Source organism: Azotobacter chroococcum, from assembly GCF_002220155.1.
Classification (GTDB): Bacteria; Pseudomonadota; Gammaproteobacteria; order Pseudomonadales; family Pseudomonadaceae; genus Azotobacter; species Azotobacter chroococcum.
This window is the reverse complement of record NZ_CP011835.1, coordinates 1,418,139-1,436,191: the sequence shown is the minus strand read 5'-3', so window position 1 is coordinate 1,436,191 and position 18,053 is coordinate 1,418,139. Positions and strand designations below refer to the sequence as shown.

The following is an 18,053-nucleotide window of genomic DNA, read 5'->3' as shown; positions in this document are numbered from 1 at the left end:
AACAGGACTGGTCCGACTCAGTTGGCAGATCGTTTCTTCAGCATGGCGCGAACCAGGGCGATGAAGAGGCCCAGCATGCCACCCAGCACCACACCCAGAGCCAGAATCAGAAGCTTCTTGGGCTTGATCGGTTCATCCGGTGTCACGATGCTGCCATCCTGGCGGAATACCGCGCCCCTCTCCGCATCGATCTTCAAGCCGGCGTAGAGGTTGTATTTTTCCTGGAGGTTGCGCAGCTCGCCGATGAAGGGATCGTCCGACTCGCGGGTTTCCAAAGATTGAATTTCCGCCCGCAGCGCCTTGGCACCGCGCATGTACATCAGGCTGCCGTCCATGATGGAGGAAAGCTGCCCTGCCTCCTGACCGGTAACGACCGGCGGATCCTCCAGCTTCAAGGCATCGGCCACGGCCAGGGCCTCCTTGAGCCGAACGATGCGGTCGTCCCGGCGATTGCGGGCCGCTTCGCGCAGGGTATCGATCTGCTGTTGAACGGTCCGCCCCCTCACGAGAATCTCGCTGCGGGCATTTTCCCGCATCTGCTGCAGCGATTCCCGAGCCACCCGCTCGAGATACAGCCTGGCCCAGTCGGCGGCCTGCGCCGGATCCTTGCGCTCGACGAAGAGCTCGTAGCGGTCGGGTTGATCCTTGCCTGGCGTCTTGATGCTCAGGTCTTCGGAGAAACGCTCATAAAGATCGTCCTGGGAGTCGTTGCGCTCATCCTCAGGCAGGGAGGGCAGGTAGACCTCGTAGAAGAAACTGCGGCGGGCCTCGTCGGATTGCAGGTTGCGGGTGAAGACCGCATAAACGCCCTCGGTGGTGAGGGGCTCGAGGCCGATCTCGGCATTGCGCACAAAGTTGAACGGCGCAATATCGCTGAGCGAGGGCGGAAACACAGCCACCCTTGCCTGATAGACAGGCTTGGCCAGAAAAGCGTAGGCAGCCGCACAGGCAGTCACCAAGACAGTTACCAAGACAATGAGCCATTTCTGGCTCCAGAGCGCCCGGAAGAGTTCGATCAGATCGATTTCATCACTCTGCGGAGCGCGGCGTACAAGGGGCTCGTCCATTTGAGCTGATCCACCGGTGGTTCGGAAAAAGAAAGAAGTATAGGGACTCATCCATCCCCACGGGACAAAGAAGTCAGGGGCGCGAATTGTGCCGAGCGGAAAGAGGATTACAAGCCTTGACAGGGCGTAACGGTAGTCGACCGGAAGGCCATGAACTCAAATACCGGAAGTACGTCACAAACCCTGCCATCTCGCTCGAGGTAGCCGGAAAGGAAAGGTTATTTCGGCTATTCCGCCGCCGGCTGCTTGGTCAAGCGAGCCAGCTCTTTCTGGCACTCCACCAGTTGGCGCTGACGAGAAGCCAGCTGCATCCTCAGGCGACCGTAGAACATCATTCCCAGCAGCGGCGAGGCCAGCAGGCCCAGCAGCAGGGCGGCGGAAACGAAGACGGCCATCGGCAGTTGCGGCGTAGTCCAGCCAAAGAGCACCAGCGTCGCGACCTGGCGATTTTCCAGTACGAACACCAGCGTGGCGGCGGCTACCAGCAGCAGGATCAGTCCCAGCAAGATTCGTTTGAAGTGGCGCATTAAGCAATTCTCTCGTGATGACTACACTTTCGTTCGCTCTATCCGGACGGGCCATTGCAAGGGGCAATACAAAGGTCCGCCGTGCGGACGAGCCAGCTCCGAAGGCGCTCAGTGTACCGTCCCGACATTCGAGCAGGACATAGTCATTTCATTCATTGACGCGATCGCGCAGTTCCTTGCCGGGCTTGAAATGCGGCACGAACTTGCCATCGAGGCGAACGGTCTGCCCGGTTTTCGGGTTGCGCCCGACACGCGGCGCCCGGTAGTGCAGCGAGAAGCTGCCGAAACCGCGAATTTCGATACGATCCCCGGTGGCCAGAGCCTGCGACATCTGCTCCAGCATGGTCTTGATGGCCAACTCCACATCCTTTGCAGAAAGCTGGCCCTGCTGGGTGACGATGCGCTCGATCAACTCCGACTTGGTCATGGTTTTCCCTTCGTTTTCAAGCGGCTAGATCAAAATGGATTGCTTGGTTTTTAGCATGCTGAACAGAGTTTGAACAGCCTGAAGCGGCAGCGAGCCGGCAAATTAAGGAAGGAGTCTGGACGGCAGCGCGGTTGCCGTTGGCGTGTAGGAGCGAATTTATTCGCGATGCTCTGGTACTTGCCGATGGCCGCAGATATATCTGCTCTTACAGGAGCCGTGTCAAAGCCACACGGCATCCCATAAGGGGTAATCCACCAGTCTTGAGCTTATTCGGGCACGCAGCGGGTTGGCGACGATGTAGCGGGCCATGGCCTGCAGATCGTCATTCCTGCGCATGGCACGATCATGGTAGCCACGCTGCCAGAGCTGGCCGCGCCAATGGAGTTCCCGGTTGATAGCCTGGGTACTACGAGCCTTGATCCGCTTCAGCAGGTTGGCCAACGAGCCATCGCGCAGCACCAGCAGCCAGTGCAGATGGTCCGGCATGATCCCCCAGGCAAGCGATTCGACCAGGTTATTCTGCTCGCTTAAACGCATTTCGTTGACCAGCAAGCGGCCGGCTCTGAAGTTACGGAAGATCGGCCTCCGTCCATGGGTGGCGGTGGTAATCAGGTAGGTACGCCCAAACTCGGAAAAGCGCCCGCGCCGCAGATTGGTGGCGTGAGGGGCTGTGGTGTTTGGCATTCCGGTGCCTCGTCTGGAATTGGTGAATCTTGTAGGAGCGGATTTATCCGCGATTGGCCGCTACTCTGTGCATTTCCGATCGCGAATAAATTCGCTCCTACAGTCCGGGACGTTTCCCAGCAGGCCTGCGGCCCATAACGAAAAAGGGCGACCGAAGTCGCCCTTTTTTGTTCAACGCGTCACCGAACTCAGCTCTGGTTGCCCATCTGAGCGCGGATCAGGTCGCCAATGGTGGTCGGACCGGGCGCCTCGGTTTCCTGCTTGCGCAGTTCCTTGATGGCGTCCTTCTCGTCGTCCACATCCTTGGCCTTGATCGACAGGCTGATGACACGGCTCTTGCGGTCGATGCTGATGATCTTGGCTTCGACCTCGTCGCCTTCCTTCAGCACGTTGCGGGCGTCTTCGACGCGATCGCGGCTGACTTCGGAGGCCTTCAGCACGGCTTCGATGTCGTTGCCCAGGTCGATGACCGCGCCCTTGGCGTCGACTTCCTTCACGGTGCCGCGCACGATGCTGCCCTTCTCGTTGAGGGAGGCATAGTTGGAGAACGGATCGTCAGCCAGCTGCTTGATGCCCAGGGAGATGCGCTCGCGCTCCGGATCGACGGAGAGGATGACGGTTTCCAGCTCGTCGCCCTTCTTGAAGCGGCGCACGGCTTCCTCGCCCTGCTCGTTCCAGGAGATGTCGGACAGGTGGACCAGACCGTCGATGCCGCCTTCCAGACCGATGAAGATACCGAAATCGGTGATCGACTTGATGGTGCCGGAGATGCGGTCGCCCTTGTTGTAGTGGCTGGAGAAATCTTCCCAGGGATTGGACTTGCACTGCTTGATGCCCAAGGAGATACGGCGACGTTCCTCGTCGATGTCCAGCACCATGACTTCCACTTCGTCGCCGACCTGAACGACCTTCGACGGGTGGATGTTCTTGTTGGTCCAGTCCATCTCGGAAACGTGCACCAGGCCTTCCACACCCTCTTCCAGCTCGGCGAAGCAGCCGTAGTCGGTGAGGTTGGTAACGCGGGCCATGACGCGGGTGCTTTCCGGATAACGGGCCTTGATGGCGACCCACGGGTCCTCGCCCAGTTGCTTCAGACCCAGGGAGACGCGGTTGCGCTCGCGGTCGAACTTGAGCACCTTGACTTCGATCTCGTCGCCGACGTTGACGATCTCGGACGGATGCTTGATGCGCTTCCAGGCCATGTCGGTGATGTGCAACAGGCCGTCCACCCCGCCCAGGTCGACGAACGCGCCGTAGTCGGTGAGGTTCTTGACGATACCCTTGACCTGCTGGCCTTCCTGCAGGGATTCCAGCAGGGCTTCGCGCTCGGCACTGTTCTCGGCTTCCAGCACGCTGCGACGGGAAACGACAACGTTGTTGCGCTTCTGGTCAAGCTTGATGACCTTGAACTCGAGCTCTTTGCCTTCCAGGTGGGTGGTGTCGCGCACCGGACGGACGTCGACCAAGGAACCCGGCAGGAACGCACGGATGCCGTTGATGTCGACGGTGAAGCCGCCCTTGACCTTGCCGTTGATGACGCCTTTGACAACTTCTTCTGCCGCGAAAGCCGCTTCCAGAACAATCCAGCACTCGGCGCGCTTGGCTTTTTCGCGGGACAGCTTGGTTTCACCGAAGCCGTCTTCCACTGCGTCCAGCGCGACGTGGACCTCGTCACCCACCTTGATGGTCAGCTCGCCCTGCTCGTTGTAGAACTGTTCGACCGGGATGACGCCCTCGGACTTCAGGCCGGCATGCACGGTAACCCAGTCACCGTCGATGTCGACCACGATGCCGGTGATGATGGCACCGGGTTGCATGTCGAGGGATTTCAGGCTTTCTTCAAAAAGTTCTGCAAAGCTTTCGCTCATGTTGATTCCTGTCGATTGGGGCGGTTAACCGCCCATCTCCACATTCCAGACAATGTGGGTTCGTTTTTTTAAAGAGGCCGCAGTACAAGGCCTGGTTTTCTGCGGTCCTTCTGTATCATCATCCGGCGAGATCACGCGCGGCGATTTCACCCATGATGCGTTCCACCACCTGCTCGATCGAGAGTTCGGTGGAGTCCAGACAGATCGCGTCTGGCGCAGCCTTGAGCGGGGCAACGCTACGCTTGCTGTCGCGCTCGTCACGCTTGCTGATCTCGCCCAGTAGACTAGACAGATTAGCATCGACACCACTGTCCTTCAACTGCTGGTAGCGGCGACGCGCCCGCTCCTCGGGCCTGGCGGTGAGGAAGACCTTCAGCGGCGCGCCCGGAAAGACCACGGTGCCCATGTCCCGACCGTCGGCCACCAGGCCCGGCGGCTCGAGGAAGGCGTGCTGGCGCTGCAGCAGGGCCTCGCGCACGGCCGGCAGCGAGGCGACCTGGGAAGCCCCGGCGCCGACCTGCTCGTTGCGGATGGCGTCGGTGACGTCTTCGCCCTCGAGAATGATCTGCTGCGGCCGCTGCTCGGTGGAGGTGACGAACTGCACGTCCAGGTGGGCGGCCAGCACCTTGAGCGCCTCCTCGTTGGTCAGGTCCACGCCATGGTTGCGCGCAGCGAAGGCGAGCAGGCGGTAGAGCGCTCCCGAGTCGAGCAGGTTCCAGCCGAGCTTCCTGGCCAGCAGGCCGGCCACAGTCCCCTTGCCGGAGCCGCTGGGACCGTCGATGGTGATCACGACCGGGCGAGCGCTCATGACTCACCCTCCTCGTCCACGCGAATGCCGACGTGCTTGGCCAGGGCGACGAAATTGGGGAAGGAGGTGGCCACATTGGCGCAGTCGTGGATGCGGATCGGCGCGCTGGCGCGCAGCGAGGCGATGCCGAAGGACATGGCGATGCGATGGTCGCCGTGACTGTAGACCTCTCCCCCGCCGATCGGGCCACCCTCGATGGCGATGCCGTCCGGAGTCGGCTCGGCCTTGACGCCGAGCGCCTGCAAGCCGTCGGCCATCACCTGGATGCGGTCGGATTCCTTGACCCGCAGCTCCTCGGCGCCGCGCAGCACGGTGCGCCCTTCGGCGCAGGCCGCGGCGACGAACAGCACGGGGAACTCGTCGATCGCCAGCGGCACCAGTTCCAGGGGGATCTCGATGCCCTTGAGGCGGGCCGAACGCACGCGAATGTCGGCGACCGGCTCGCCGCCCACCTCGCGCGGGTTCTCCAGAACGATGTCGGCGCCCATCAGCTTGAGGATCTCGATCGCCCCGGTGCGGGTCGGGTTGATGCCGACGTGCTCGAGCAGCAGTTCGGAGTCTTCGGCAATGCTCGCCGCCACCAGGAAGAAGGTCGCCGAGGAAATGTCCGCCGGTACCTCGATCTGGGTCGCCTTCAGCTTGTGGCCGGACTCGACGGTGACCTTGCTGCCCTCGACCTTTACCGGATAACCGAAGCCGCGCAGCATGCGCTCGGTATGGTCGCGGGTCGGTGCCGGCTCGCCGACCGAGGTTTCGCCGCCGGCATAGAGGCCGGCGAGCAGCAGGCAGGACTTCACCTGGGCGCTGGCCATGGGCATCTGGTAATGCATGCCGGTGAGCTTGCGGCCGCCCTTGATGGTCATCGGCGGACGGCCTTCCGGCCCGGTCTCGATCTCCGCGCCCATCTCGCGCAGGGGTTTGGCCACACGATTCATCGGCCGCTTGGAGAGCGAGGTATCGCCGGTCAGCACGGTGTCGAACGGCTGGGCGGCGAGCAGGCCCGACAGCAGGCGCATGGAGGTGCCCGAGTTGCCCAGGTACAGCGGTCCGGGCGGCGCCTTCAGACCGTGCAGGCCGACCCCATGGATGGTCACCCGGCCATGGTGCGGTCCCTCGATAACCACGCCCATGTCGCGGAACGCCTGGAGGGTGGCGAGGGCGTCCTCGCCCTCGAGAAAACCTTCCACTTCGGTCGTGCCTTCGGCCAGCGAGCCGAGCATGATCGAGCGGTGGGAGATGGATTTGTCGCCGGGAACACGGATGTGTCCGCGGGCATGACCGCCCGGCAGGGCCAGGTAGATCAGGTCGTTATCGTGCATGGCATCCACATAGGCCCGGCGGGCCAGTATCTTGCTGAAATGCTCACGGGCGACGCGGGCGCGGGTGAACACGCCCAGCAGTTGATGCCCGTCCCCTGCATCGACCGCGGCGCGCAGGGCGTCGAGGTCGCTGCGAAAGACATCGAGGGTGCGCAGCACCGCCTCGCGGTTGGCGAGGAAGATGTCGTGCCACATCACCGGATCGCTGCCGGCGATCCGCGTGAAATCGCGGAAACCGCCGGCGGCATAGCGAAAGATCTCCAGGTTCTCGCTGCGCTTGGCCAGCGAGTCCACCAGGCCGAAGGCCAGCAGGTGCGGCAGATGGCTGGTGGCGGCGAGCACCTCGTCGTGGCGCTCGACGGCCATGTGTTCGACCACCGCACCGAGTTCCCGCCAGAGCCCGCCAACCAGCGCCAGCGCCTCGGGATCGCTTTCCTGCACCGGTGTCAGGATGACCTTGTGGTGACGGAACAGTTCGCTGTCGGCCGCCTCCACGCCGCTGCGCTCGGAGCCGGCGATCGGATGGCCGGGCACGAAGCACAGCGGCCGGCCGGCGAAGGCCCGCCGCGCCGCCCGCAACACATGCCCCTTGGCGCTGCCGACGTCGGTAATGATGACGCTGCCTAGGTCGAGCCCGGCGAGCATGCCGAGCAGCTTCTCCATGGCCAGAATGGGGACGGCCAGTTGGATCACCTGGGCATCGCGACAGGCAGCCGCCAGGTCCTCCTCGCAGCGGTCGACGACGCCCTGCTCGACGGCCAACTGGCGGGCTTGCGGGTCGAGATCCACCCCGACCACCTCGCGGCACAGGCCGCGCTCGCGGACGCCCTTGGCGAAGGAGCCACCGATCAGCCCCAGCCCCACCACGACCAGACGGCCAATCCTGGGCTCTCCCCGTTGCAGCGTGGTGACAGGCGTGAATGCATGCTCAGACACTGGCGAGGACCTTCTTCAGCGCTGCCAGGAAGCAGGCATTCTCTTCCGGTAGCCCGATGGACACCCGCAGAAAGGTCGGCATCCCGTAGCCGGCCACCGGGCGCACGATGACGCCCTCGCGCAGCAGCGCCGCGTTGATCGGCGCAGCGTCGCGGCCGAAGTCGACGGCGACGAAGTTGCCCCTGCTGGGAATCCAGGACAGGCCGAGCTCGCCCAGCCCCGTCTCCAGCTGGGCCATGCCCGCATCGTTGATGCGCCGGCCTTCGGCCAGATACTCGGCATCCTCCAGCGCGGCGCAGGCGGCGGCCAGGGCCAGGCTGTTGACGTTGAACGGCTGGCGCACGCGGTTCAGCACGGCCGCCACCTCCGGCGTGGACAGCGCATAGCCGACACGCAGGGCGGCCAGGCCGTAAGCCTTGGAGAAGGTGCGCGAAACCAGCAGGTTCGGGTAACGGGCCAGATATTGGAGCCCGTCGGGCAAGTCGTCGCCCGAGGCGTATTCGATGTAGGCCTCGTCGAGGACCACCAGCACGCGCTCCGGCACCCGGGCAAGGAAGCGCTCCAGGGCGTCCGGACCGAACCAGGTGCCGGTCGGGTTGTTCGGGTTGGCGAGGAACACCACGCGGGTGTCGGCATCGATGGCGGCGAGCATCGCCTCCAGGTCATGGCCGTAGTCCTTCGCCGGCACCACCCGCCCCTCGGCGCCCACCGCCTGGGTGGCGATCGGGTAGACGGCGAAGGCGTGCTCGCTGAACACCGCATTGAGCCCCGGCGCCAGCCAGGCGCGGGCGACCAGGTCGAGAATGTCGTTGGAGCCGTTGCCCAGGGTGATCTGTGCCGGCGTCACGCCGCAGCGCTCGACCAGCCTGGCCTTGAGCTCGAAGCCGCTGCCGTCGGGATAGCGGGTCAGCTCCGCTAGCTCGCCACGGATCGCCTCCAGTACCCTGGGGCTCGGCCCGAGCGGGTTCTCGTTGCTGGCCAGCTTGACGATGCCGGCCGGGTCGAGGTTCAGCTCGCGCGCCAGCTCGTCCACCGGCTTGCCCGGCACATAGGGAGACAGCTTCTGCACGCCCGGCACGGCCAGGGCGAGGAAATCACAGGTCATGAATCAAGCCTCAAGCGTGAAGCTGCAAGCCACCGGGCAGGCCGGGCAGCGCTGCGCTGGCGGCTTGCCTCCGGTCGCGTGCAGCCGCCGCAATCACAGTACTGCCTTGGGATAGGAGCCGAGCACCTTGAGCGCCACGGCCTCCTGGCTGAGCCGCTCCAGCACGCTCTTGACCAGCGGGTCGTGGCGGTGGCCGACGAAGTCGATGAAGAACACGTAGGTCCATTTGCCGCTGCGCGACGGACGGGTCTCGATGCGGGTCAGGTCGATGCCGTTCTCGTGGAAGGGCACCAGGAGTTCGTGCAGGGCCCCGGGCTTGTTGCTCATCGAGACGATGATCGAGGTCTTGTCGTCGCCGGTCGGCGGCACTTCCTGGTTGCCGATGATGAGAAAGCGCGTGGAGTTGTCCGGACGGTCCTCGATCTTCTCGGCGAGCCTGCTCAGGCCGTAGAGCTGGGCCGCCATGTCGCCGGCGATGGCCGCCGAATTCCACTCGCTCTTCACCCGCCGGGCGGCGTCGGCATTGCTGGCCACCGCCACGCGCTCGACGTTCGGGTAGTGCGCATCCAGCCACTTGCGGCACTGGGCCAGCGACTGGGCATGGGAGTAGATGCGGGTGATGCCGTCGGTCCGGGTATTCTCGCCGACCAGCAGATGGTGATGGATGCGCAGCTCCACCTCGCCGCAGATCACCAGATCGTGCTCGAGGAAGCTGTCCAGGGTGTGGTTGACCGCGCCCTCGGTGGAGTTTTCCACCGGCACCACGCCGAAGTTGACCGCCCCGGCGACCACCTCGCGGAACACCTCGTCGATCGCCGCCATCGGCGTGCTGATCACCGCGTGGCCGAAGTGCTTGAGTGCGGCAGCCTGGGTGAAGGTGCCTTCCGGGCCGAGGTAGGCAACCTTGAGCGGATGCTCGAGGGCCAGGCAGGACGACATGATCTCGCGGAACAGCCGGGCGACCTCCTCGTTGCCCAGCGGCCCCTTGTTGATCTCCATGATGTGCCTGAGCACCCAGGCCTCGCGCTCGGGCCGGTAGAACACCGCCGCCTCGCCGGGCTTGAGCGCCGCCATCTTCACCCGCGCCACCTCTTCGGCGCAGCGCGCGCGCTCGCTGATCAGCTCGAGGAGCTTCTCGTCGAGGTTGTCGATGCGCACGCGCAGGGCCTTGAGCTGATCCTGATCGCCCATCAGCCGTGCTCCTTCTCGAATTCGGCCATGTAGGCCACCAAGGCCTCGACCGCGCCCAGGCCGAGCGCGTTGTAGATCGAGGCGCGCATGCCGCCGACCGAGCGGTGCCCCTTGAGGTTGAGCAGGCCGCGCGCCTCGGCGCCGGCAAGGAAGGCCTTGTCCAGCTTCTCGTCGGCCAGGCGGAACGGCACGTTCATCCAGGAGCGGGCGTTGGTGGAAATCGGGTTGGTGTAGAAATCGCTGGCGTCGATGAAGCCGTAGAGCAGCTCCTTCTTGGCATGGTTGCACTGCGCCATGACCTCGACGCCACCCTGCTCCTTCAGCCACTCGAAGACCAGCCCGGACAGATACCAGGAAAAGGTCGCCGGGGTGTTGTACATGGAGCCGTTGTCGGCGGCGACCTTGTAGTCGAGCATGGTCGGACAGGCGCTGCGGGCGCGGCCGAGCAGATCCTCGCGGACGATCACCACCACCAGGCCGCTGGGGCCGATGTTCTTCTGCGCGCCGGCGTAGATCAGCCCGAACTGCGACACGTCGATCGGCCGGGAGAGGATGTCCGAGGACATGTCCACCACCAGTGGCACGTCGCCGAGCTCCGGCACCCAGTCGAACTGCAGGCCGCCGATGGTCTCGTTGCTGGCGTAGTGCAGGTAGGCGGCGTTCTTCGACAGCCGCCACTCGTTCTGCCCGGGGATGGCGAAGTAGTCGTAGGCCTCGGCGCTGGCGGCGACGTTGACGGTGCCGAAGCGGCGGGCCTCCTCCATGGCCTTGCGCGACCAGATGCCGGTGTCGACGTAGTCGGCGACGCCGCCCTCGGGCAGCAGGTTCAGCGGGATCTCGGCGAACTGCTGGCTGGCACCGCCCTGCAGGAACAACACCTTGTAGTTCGAGGGGATCGCCAGCAGATCGCGCAGGTCCTGCTCGGCCTTCTCGGCGATGGCCACGTACTCGTCGCTGCGATGGCTCATCTCCATCACCGACAGGCCCTTGCCGTGCCAGTCGAGGAGTTCCGCCTGGGCGCGGAGCAGGACAGCTTCGGGAAGCGCGGCCGGGCCGGCGCAGAAGTTATAGGCGCGTTTGCTCACGTCGTTCTCTCTCAAGCACTACAGGTTGTTGATCGTTCCCACGCTCTGTACGGAAGCGCCGCCCTCGGAGCTTCCGGTCGCCGGGGCAGGCCGCCCCGGCTCAATCCTCGCCGTCGCCCGCCGCGGCCTCGACCTCCGCCGCCTGCTCGTCGGGCGACGCCTCGCCCTCTTCCGGCCCCTCCTCCTCGGAGGGCTCCTGAACACGCTCCAGGCCCACCAGCTGCTCGCCGTTGGCCAGCTTGATCAGGGTCACGCCCTGGGTGTTGCGCGACAGCGAGGAGACCTCGTCGACCCGGGTGCGCACCAGGGTGCCCTGGTCGGAGATCAGCATGATCTCCTCGCCGTCCTGCACCTGGATGGCGCCGACCAGCCTGCCGTTGCGCTCGTTGGTGACCATGGCGATCACCCCCTGGCCACCGCGTCCACGACGCGGGTAGTCGGCCAGCGGAGTGCGCTTGCCGTAACCACGCTCGGAGGCGGTGAGGATCTGCGCGCCGCGCTCGGGGATCAGCATGGAAATCAGCTGCTGGCCCTCGCCCAGCCTCATGCCGCGCACGCCGCGGGCGTTGCGGCCCATGGTGCGCACGTCGCGCTCGCGGAAACGGATCACCTTGCCGGCGTCGGAGAACAGCATGACCTCCTTGGCGCCGTCGGTGATGGCGGCGGCGATCAGGGTGTCGCCCTCGACCAGATCCAGGGCGATCAGGCCGGCCTTGCGCGGGCGGCTGAACTGCACCAGCGGCACCTTCTTCACCGTGCCGAAGGCGGTGGCCATGAAGATGTAGGCACCGGTCGGCTCGTCGTTCAGCTCGGCGGTCTGGCCCTCGACTTCCTCGCCGGCTTCGGCCTCGACCACTTCCCCCTCGATCACCGGGCTCTCGCCGTCTTCCAGCTCCTCGTCGGCAGCGCTCTGCTGCAGCGCCTCCAGATCGACCTGCAGCATGGCGGTGATCCGCTCGCCCTCGCCCAGCGGCAGCAGGTTGACCAGCGGGCGGCCGCGCGCGGTGCGCGAGGCCTCGGGAATCTCGAAGGTGCGCAGCCAGTAGACCTTGCCCTTGCTGGAGAACAGCAGGAGGGTGGTATGGCTGTTGGCTACCAGGAGGTGCTCGATGTAGTCCTCCTCCTTCACCCCAGAAGCCGCCTTGCCCCGGCCGCCACGGCGCTGCGCCTGGTAGGCGGCCAGCGGCTGGGTCTTCGCATAGCCGCCGTGGGAGATGGTCACCACCCGCTCTTCCTCGGTGATCAGGTCGGCGATGGTCAGGTCGACCTGGGAGGCGACGATCTCGGTGCGCCGCACGTCGCCGAACTCGGCCCTGACCTTCTCCAGCTCCTCGCGGATAACCTCCAGCAGCCGTTCGGGGCTGGTCAGGATGCGGATCAGCTCGCCGATCTGGGCGAGGATCTCCTGGTACTCGGCGAGCAGCTTCTCGTGCTCCAGGCCGGTCAGGCGGTGCAGGCGCAGATCCAGAATGGCCTGGGCCTGCTCCGGCGACAGGTAGTACTTGCCGTCGCGCAGGCCGTACTGCGGATCGAGGTCCGCCGGACGGCAGGCGTCGGCGCCGGCCCGCTCGACCATCGCCTCCACGGCGCTGGACTCCCAGCCGGTGGCGACCAGTCGCTCCTTGGCCTCGGCCGGGGTCGGCGAGCGCTTGATCAGCTCGATCACCGGGTCGATGTTGGACAGCGCGACCGCCTGGCCCTCGAGGATGTGGCCGCGCTCGCGAGCCTTGCGCAGCTCGTAGACGGTGCGCCGGGTCACCACCTCGCGGCGGTGGCGGACGAACACCTCGAGCATGTCCTTGAGGTTCAGGGTGCGCGGCTGGCCGTCGACCAGCGCCACGACGTTGATGCCGAACACGCTCTGCAGCTGGGTCTGGGCGTAGAGGTTGTTGAGCACCACCTCGGGCACCTCGCCGCGGCGCAGCTCGATGACCACGCGCATGCCGTCCTTGTCGGACTCGTCGCGCAGCTCGGTGATGCCCTCGATCTTCTTCTCTTTCACCAGCTCGGCGATCTTCTCGATCAGCCGTGCCTTGTTCAGCTGGTAGGGCAGCTCGGTGATGACGATCTGCTGGCGGCCGCCGGCCTTGTCGATATCCTCGATGTCGGCGCGGGCGCGGATGTAGATACGCCCCCTACCCGTCCGGTAGGCCTCGATGATCCCGGCACGGCCGTTGATGATCCCTGCGGTGGGAAAGTCCGGCCCGGGGATGTACTGCATCAGCTCGTCGACGGTCAGCTCGGGGTTGTCGATCAGCGCCAGACAGCCGTCGATCACCTCGGAAAGGTTGTGCGGCGGGATGTTGGTGGCCATGCCCACGGCGATGCCGCTGGAGCCGTTGACCAGCAGGTTGGGGATCCTGGTCGGCATGACCGCCGGAATCTGCTCGGTGCCGTCGTAGTTGGGCACCCAGTCGACGGTTTCCTTGTCCAGGTCGGCGAGCAGCTCGTGGGCCAGCCTGGCCATGCGCACTTCGGTGTAACGCATGGCGGCGGCGTTGTCGCCGTCCACCGAGCCGAAGTTGCCCTGGCCGTCGACCAGCATGTAGCGCAGGGAGAACGGCTGAGCCATGCGCACGATGGTGTCGTATACCGCGGTGTCGCCATGCGGGTGGTACTTACCGATGACATCGCCGACCACGCGGGCAGATTTCTTGTACGGCTTGTTCCAGTCGTTGCCCAGCTCGCTCATCGCGAACAGCACGCGCCGGTGTACAGGCTTCAGGCCGTCGCGCGCATCCGGCAGGGCCCGCCCGACGATCACGCTCATCGCGTAGTCGAGGTAAGACTGTTTCAGCTCGTCTTCGATATTGACCGGGAGGATTTCTTTGGCCAGTTCGCCCATGGAAGCCGGGTTCCTTTTACGTCAGCAATGTCCTGCGTTTAAGCGCGGAATGGTAACACAGGGGAGGGGGCGCAGGCTGCACGCCATGCGCGGCAGACGGAAGCCGGAACGCCGCAGCGGGCGTCCGCCTGCCGCCGGCACTCAGTGCAGCCGCTTGCGGCTCATGAGCTCGGCCATCTTGGCCGCGTTCGGCCGCTCGACCACGCCCCGCTCGGTGACGATGGCGTCGATCAGATCGGCCGGGGTAACGTCGAACACCGGATTGACCGCCTCCACCGCGGCGGCCACGCGCTTGCCGCCGACCTCCAGCAGCTCGCGCCCGTCGCGCTCCTCGATGGGAATCTCCTCGCCACCCTGCAGCGACATGTCGATGGTCGAGCTGGGCGCCACCACCATGAAGCGCACGCCGTGGTGCATGGCCACCACCGCCAGCTGGTAGGTGCCGATCTTGTTGGCCACATCGCCCTCGGCGGTGATCCGGTCGGCACCGACGATCACCCAGGTGATGCCCCTGGTCTTCATCAGATGGGCCGCCGCGCCGTCCACGTTCAGACTCACCGGCACGCCCTCCTCGGCCAGTTCCCAGGCGGTCAGGCGCGAACCCTGCAGCCAGGGCCGGGTCTCGTCGGCATAGACCCGCTCGACCAGTCCATCCAGATGGGCCGCACGGATCACGCCGAGGGCGGTGCCGAAGCCGCCGGTGGCCAGCGCGCCGGTATTGCAGTGGGTCAAGAGCGCCTGGGGTTTGCCGCTGTGCTTGCGGATCAGTTCGACGCCGAGCTGGGCCATGGTCAGGTTGGCCTCGCGATCGCTTTCATGGATGCCCACCGCCTCGGCCTCCAGCGCCGCCAGCACGTCCTCGCCCTCCTTCAGCCGCGCCAGGCGCTCGCGCATGCGGTCCAGCGCCCAGAACAGGTTGACCGCGGTCGGCCGCGACTCGGCCAGTACCCGGAAATCCTCCTCCAAGGCCGCGCGCCAGTCGCTGCCAGCCGCCAGCCGCTGGCGCGCGCCCAGCACCACGCCGTAGGCGGCGCTGATGCCGATCGCCGGCGCGCCGCGCACCACCATGTCGCGGATCGCCCCGGCCACCCCGACCGCGGAATCGTAGGTGCGCCAGGTTTCCTCCAGCGGCAGCAGGCGCTGGTCGAGCAGATGCAAAGTGCCGTCCCGCCATTCGATGGCCTTGATTTTCTCCGCAGCCAGCAATCGCTCGCGCATGGGACACCTCGCAGTTCAGGAAACGAAAAAGGTGCGGATTATAACGAGCGCCCCAAAACAGCGCTCGGGTATACTGCATCCTATTGAAATAACTGATTGAAGGACCCCCGCCATGCCTGACGCCACAGCCCCGCTCGACCTGCTGCTCCTGCCGACCTGGCTGGTGCCGGTCGAGCCCGCCGGCGTCGTGCTGCACGATCACGCACTGGGCATCCGCGACGGGCGCATCGCCCTGCTCGCGCCCCGCGACATCGCGCTGCGCCATGCCGCCCGGGAAGTCCGCGAGCTGCCCGGCATGCTGCTCGCCCCCAGCCTGGTGAACGCCCACGGCCATGCGGCGATGACCCTGTTCCGCGGCCTGGCCGACGACCTGCCGCTGATGACCTGGCTGGAAAAGCATATCTGGCCGGCCGAGGCCCGCTGGGTGAACGAGGACTTCGTCCGCGACGGCACCGAACTGGCCATCGCCGAACAGCTCAAGGGCGGCATCGGCTGCTTCTCGGACATGTACTTCCACCCGGAAATCGCCAGCGACCCCATCCATCAGAGCGGCATCCGCGCACAGCTGTGCATCCCGGTGCTGGACTTTCCGACCCCCGGCGCCCGCGATGCCGGCGAGGCGCTGCGCAAGGGCGTCGCGCTGTTCGACGACCTCCGCCATCATCCGCGGATCCGCGTCGCCTTCGGTCCTCACGCGCCCTATTCGGTGAGCGACGAAACGCTGGAGAGCGTGCGCATACTCGCCGAGGAGTTGGATGCGGCGATCCACATGCACGTCCACGAGACCTCCCACGAGATCGCCCGGGCCATCGAGCGCGACGGCGTGCGCCCCTTGACCCGCCTGGCCCGTCGCGGCCTGCTCGGCCCGCGTTTCCAGGCGGTGCATGTGACCCAGCTCGACGACGAGGACCTGGCCCTGCTGGTGGAGAGCAACAGCAGCGTGATCCACTGCCCGGAGTCCAACCTCAAGCTGGCCAGCGGCTTCTGCCCGGTGGAGCGCCTCTGGCTGGCCGGCGTGAACGTGGCCATCGGCACCGATGGTGCGGCAAGCAACAACGACCTCGACCTGCTCGGCGAAATCCGCACCGCCGCCCTGCTGGCCAAGGGGGTCGCCGGCTCGGCCACCGCCTTGGACGCTCATCGCGCGTTGCGCATGGCCACCCTGAACGGCGCCCGCGCCCTCGGCCTCGACGCCGAGACCGGCTCCCTGGAGCCCGGCAAGTCTGCCGACCTGGTCGCCTTCGACCTCTCCGGACTGGCCCAGCAGCCGATCTACGATCCGGTGTCGCAACTGATCTACGCCAGCGGCCGGGACTGCGTGCGGCACCTCTGGGTCGGCGGCCGGCAGCTGCTCGAGGATGGCCGCCTGACCCGCCTGGACGAGGAGCGACTGAAGGACAAGGCCCGCGAATGGGGTCGGCGCATCAGCGCCGCGGACAGCGCCCGCTGACCCCGCCCGCGACAAACCGACACTGGGCACGCACTCCATGTCTCCGGCAAAGCTGGCACAGTGTTACCGCCCGACAACCACGGAATAACTGATGAGCAACGTCGACCACGCCGAAATCGCCAAATTCGAAGCCCTGGCTCACCGCTGGTGGGACCGCGAGAGCGAGTTCAAGCCGCTGCACGAGATCAATCCGCTGCGGGTCAACTGGATCGAGGAGCACGTCCGCCTGGCCGGCAAGAAGGTGCTCGACGTCGGTTGCGGCGGCGGCATCCTCAGCGAGGCCATGGCCCTGCGCGGCGCCACGGTGACCGCCATCGACATGGGCGAGGCACCGCTCGCCGTGGCCCGCCTGCACCAGCTGGAGTCCGGCGTCGAGGTGGATTACCGGCAGAGCACCGTCGAGGCGCTGGCGGCGGAGATGCCCGGCCAGTTCGACGTGGTCACCTGCCTGGAGATGCTCGAGCACGTGCCCGATCCGGCCTCGGTGATCCATGCCTGCCACACCCTGGTCAAGCCCGGCGGCCAGGTGTTCTTCTCGACCATCAACCGCAATCCCAAGGCCTACCTGCTGGCGATCGTCGGCGCCGAGTACCTGCTCAAGCTGCTGCCACGCGGCACCCACGACTTCAAGAAATTCATCCGCCCCTCCGAACTGGGCGCCTGGTGCCGCGCCAGCGGCCTGGCGGTCGAGGACATCGTCGGCCTGACCTACAACCCGCTGACCCGCCACTACAAGCTGGGCACGGACGTCGACGTCAACTACATGATCCAGACCCTGCGCGAGGAATGAACCTGCAATGACTCTACGAGCGGTCCTCTTCGACATGGACGGCACCCTGCTCGACACGGCGCCGGACTTCATCGCCATCATCCAGGCCATGCGCGCCGACCGCGGCCTGCCGCCGGCCGACGAGCGCGCCATCCGCCACGTCGTCTCCGGCGGCGCCCGGGCGATGATCATGGCGGCCTTCGCTCTGGACCCGTCCGCCGCCGAATTCGAGCCCCTGCGCCTGGAGTTCCTCGAACGCTATCAGGAGCACTGCGCGGTGTTCACCCGCCCCTATCCGGGCATGGAGGAGCTGCTGGCCGACATCGAGCGGGCCCGGCTGCTGTGGGGCGTGGTGACCAACAAGCCGCTGCGCTTCGCCGAGCCGATCATGCAGCGCCTGGGACTGGCCGAACGCTCGGCCCTGCTGATCTGTCCGGACCACGTGAAGAACAGCAAGCCCGACCCGGAGCCCATGATCCTCGCCTGCAGCCGGCTCGGCCTGGAGCCGGCCAGCGTCCTGTTCGTCGGCGACGACCTGCGCGACATCGAGTCGGGCCGCGCCGCCGGCACCCGCACCGCCGCGGTGCGCTACGGTTACATCCATCCGGACGACAACCCCGGCCACTGGGGCGCCGACGTGGTGGTGGACCATCCGCTCGACCTGCGCACAGTCCTCGATCGCGCGCTCTGTTCATGCTGAGCCGCCAGTCCACAGGCTGCGCCGACCGCACGGCGAGGTAGCCCGCCCGCGGCA

The 18,053-nt window shown here is 65.9% G+C and carries 15 protein-coding genes; 3 read left to right on the top strand and 12 right to left on the bottom strand.

Annotated features, from left to right (window positions below; translation table 11 throughout):
- Positions 1-17: 17 nt before the first annotated feature.
- From ACG10_RS06715 to mtnA, 12 genes are all read right to left on the bottom strand, one after another.
- Positions 18-1,067, bottom strand: a complete 1,050-nt coding sequence (locus ACG10_RS06715) for an LPS O-antigen chain length determinant protein WzzB (protein ID WP_089167625.1) — start codon at positions 1,065-1,067, stop codon at positions 18-20.
- Between the two features lie 227 nt (positions 1,068-1,294).
- Positions 1,295-1,594, bottom strand: a complete 300-nt coding sequence (locus ACG10_RS06710; protein WP_039805170.1) for a lipopolysaccharide assembly protein LapA domain-containing protein — start codon at positions 1,592-1,594, stop codon at positions 1,295-1,297.
- Between the two features lie 148 nt (positions 1,595-1,742).
- Complete coding sequence (gene ihfB / locus ACG10_RS06705; RefSeq protein WP_012700218.1) at positions 1,743-2,021, bottom strand: integration host factor subunit beta; 279 nt, start codon at positions 2,019-2,021, stop codon at positions 1,743-1,745.
- Positions 2,022-2,240: 219 nt separating this feature from the next.
- Positions 2,241-2,705: an REP-associated tyrosine transposase gene (locus ACG10_RS06700; protein ID WP_089167624.1), complete on the bottom strand. Its 465-nt coding sequence runs from the start codon at positions 2,703-2,705 to the stop codon at positions 2,241-2,243.
- A 188-nt stretch (positions 2,706-2,893) separates the two neighbouring features.
- Positions 2,894-4,573 (bottom strand): 30S ribosomal protein S1, encoded by a 1,680-nt coding sequence (gene rpsA, locus ACG10_RS06695; RefSeq protein ID WP_089167623.1) that lies wholly within the window; start codon positions 4,571-4,573, stop codon positions 2,894-2,896.
- A gap of 118 nt (positions 4,574-4,691) precedes the next feature.
- Positions 4,692-5,381: a (d)CMP kinase gene (gene cmk, locus ACG10_RS06690; protein ID WP_089167622.1), complete on the bottom strand. Its 690-nt coding sequence runs from the start codon at positions 5,379-5,381 to the stop codon at positions 4,692-4,694.
- Positions 5,378-7,636 (bottom strand): bifunctional prephenate dehydrogenase/3-phosphoshikimate 1-carboxyvinyltransferase, encoded by a 2,259-nt coding sequence (locus tag ACG10_RS06685; RefSeq protein WP_089167621.1) that lies wholly within the window; start codon positions 7,634-7,636, stop codon positions 5,378-5,380. Before ACG10_RS06685 ends, cmk begins: the two co-directional genes overlap by 4 nt.
- A complete protein-coding gene (hisC, locus tag ACG10_RS06680) occupies positions 7,629-8,741 on the bottom strand; it encodes a histidinol-phosphate transaminase (protein WP_089167620.1) in 1,113 nt (370 codons plus the stop codon). Before hisC ends, ACG10_RS06685 begins: the two co-directional genes overlap by 8 nt.
- Before the next feature lie 93 nt (positions 8,742-8,834).
- Complete coding sequence (gene pheA, locus ACG10_RS06675; protein WP_039805182.1) at positions 8,835-9,932, bottom strand: prephenate dehydratase; 1,098 nt, start codon at positions 9,930-9,932, stop codon at positions 8,835-8,837.
- Positions 9,932-11,017, bottom strand: a complete 1,086-nt coding sequence (gene serC, locus ACG10_RS06670; RefSeq protein ID WP_039805185.1) for a 3-phosphoserine/phosphohydroxythreonine transaminase — start codon at positions 11,015-11,017, stop codon at positions 9,932-9,934. Before serC ends, pheA begins: the two co-directional genes overlap by 1 nt.
- Positions 11,018-11,117: 100 nt before the next feature.
- Entirely contained in the window at positions 11,118-13,862 is a 2,745-nt protein-coding gene (gene gyrA / locus ACG10_RS06665) for a DNA gyrase subunit A (protein WP_089167619.1), read from the bottom strand.
- Positions 13,863-14,003: 141 nt separating this feature from the next.
- The gene (gene mtnA / locus ACG10_RS06660) at positions 14,004-15,080 is read right to left on the bottom strand and encodes an S-methyl-5-thioribose-1-phosphate isomerase (RefSeq protein ID WP_089167618.1); all 1,077 of its coding nucleotides are present in this window, start codon (positions 15,078-15,080) and stop codon (positions 14,004-14,006) included.
- A gap of 112 nt (positions 15,081-15,192) precedes the next feature.
- Here mtnA and ACG10_RS06655 point away from each other — a divergent pair, with 112 nt between their 5' ends.
- The 3 genes from ACG10_RS06655 (at position 15,193) to mupP (ending at position 17,999) form a co-directional block, all read left to right on the top strand.
- Positions 15,193-16,530 (top strand): TRZ/ATZ family hydrolase, encoded by a 1,338-nt coding sequence (locus tag ACG10_RS06655; protein ID WP_089167617.1) that lies wholly within the window; start codon positions 15,193-15,195, stop codon positions 16,528-16,530.
- Between the two features lie 91 nt (positions 16,531-16,621).
- Positions 16,622-17,320 (top strand): bifunctional 2-polyprenyl-6-hydroxyphenol methylase/3-demethylubiquinol 3-O-methyltransferase UbiG, encoded by a 699-nt coding sequence (ubiG, locus tag ACG10_RS06650; RefSeq protein ID WP_089167616.1) that lies wholly within the window; start codon positions 16,622-16,624, stop codon positions 17,318-17,320.
- Between the two features lie 7 nt (positions 17,321-17,327).
- Positions 17,328-17,999 carry an N-acetylmuramic acid 6-phosphate phosphatase MupP gene (gene mupP / locus ACG10_RS06645; protein WP_089167615.1) on the top strand — a complete coding sequence of 224 codons (672 nt, stop codon included), beginning with the start codon at positions 17,328-17,330 and terminating at the stop codon, positions 17,997-17,999.
- Positions 18,000-18,053: the final 54 nt, after the last annotated feature.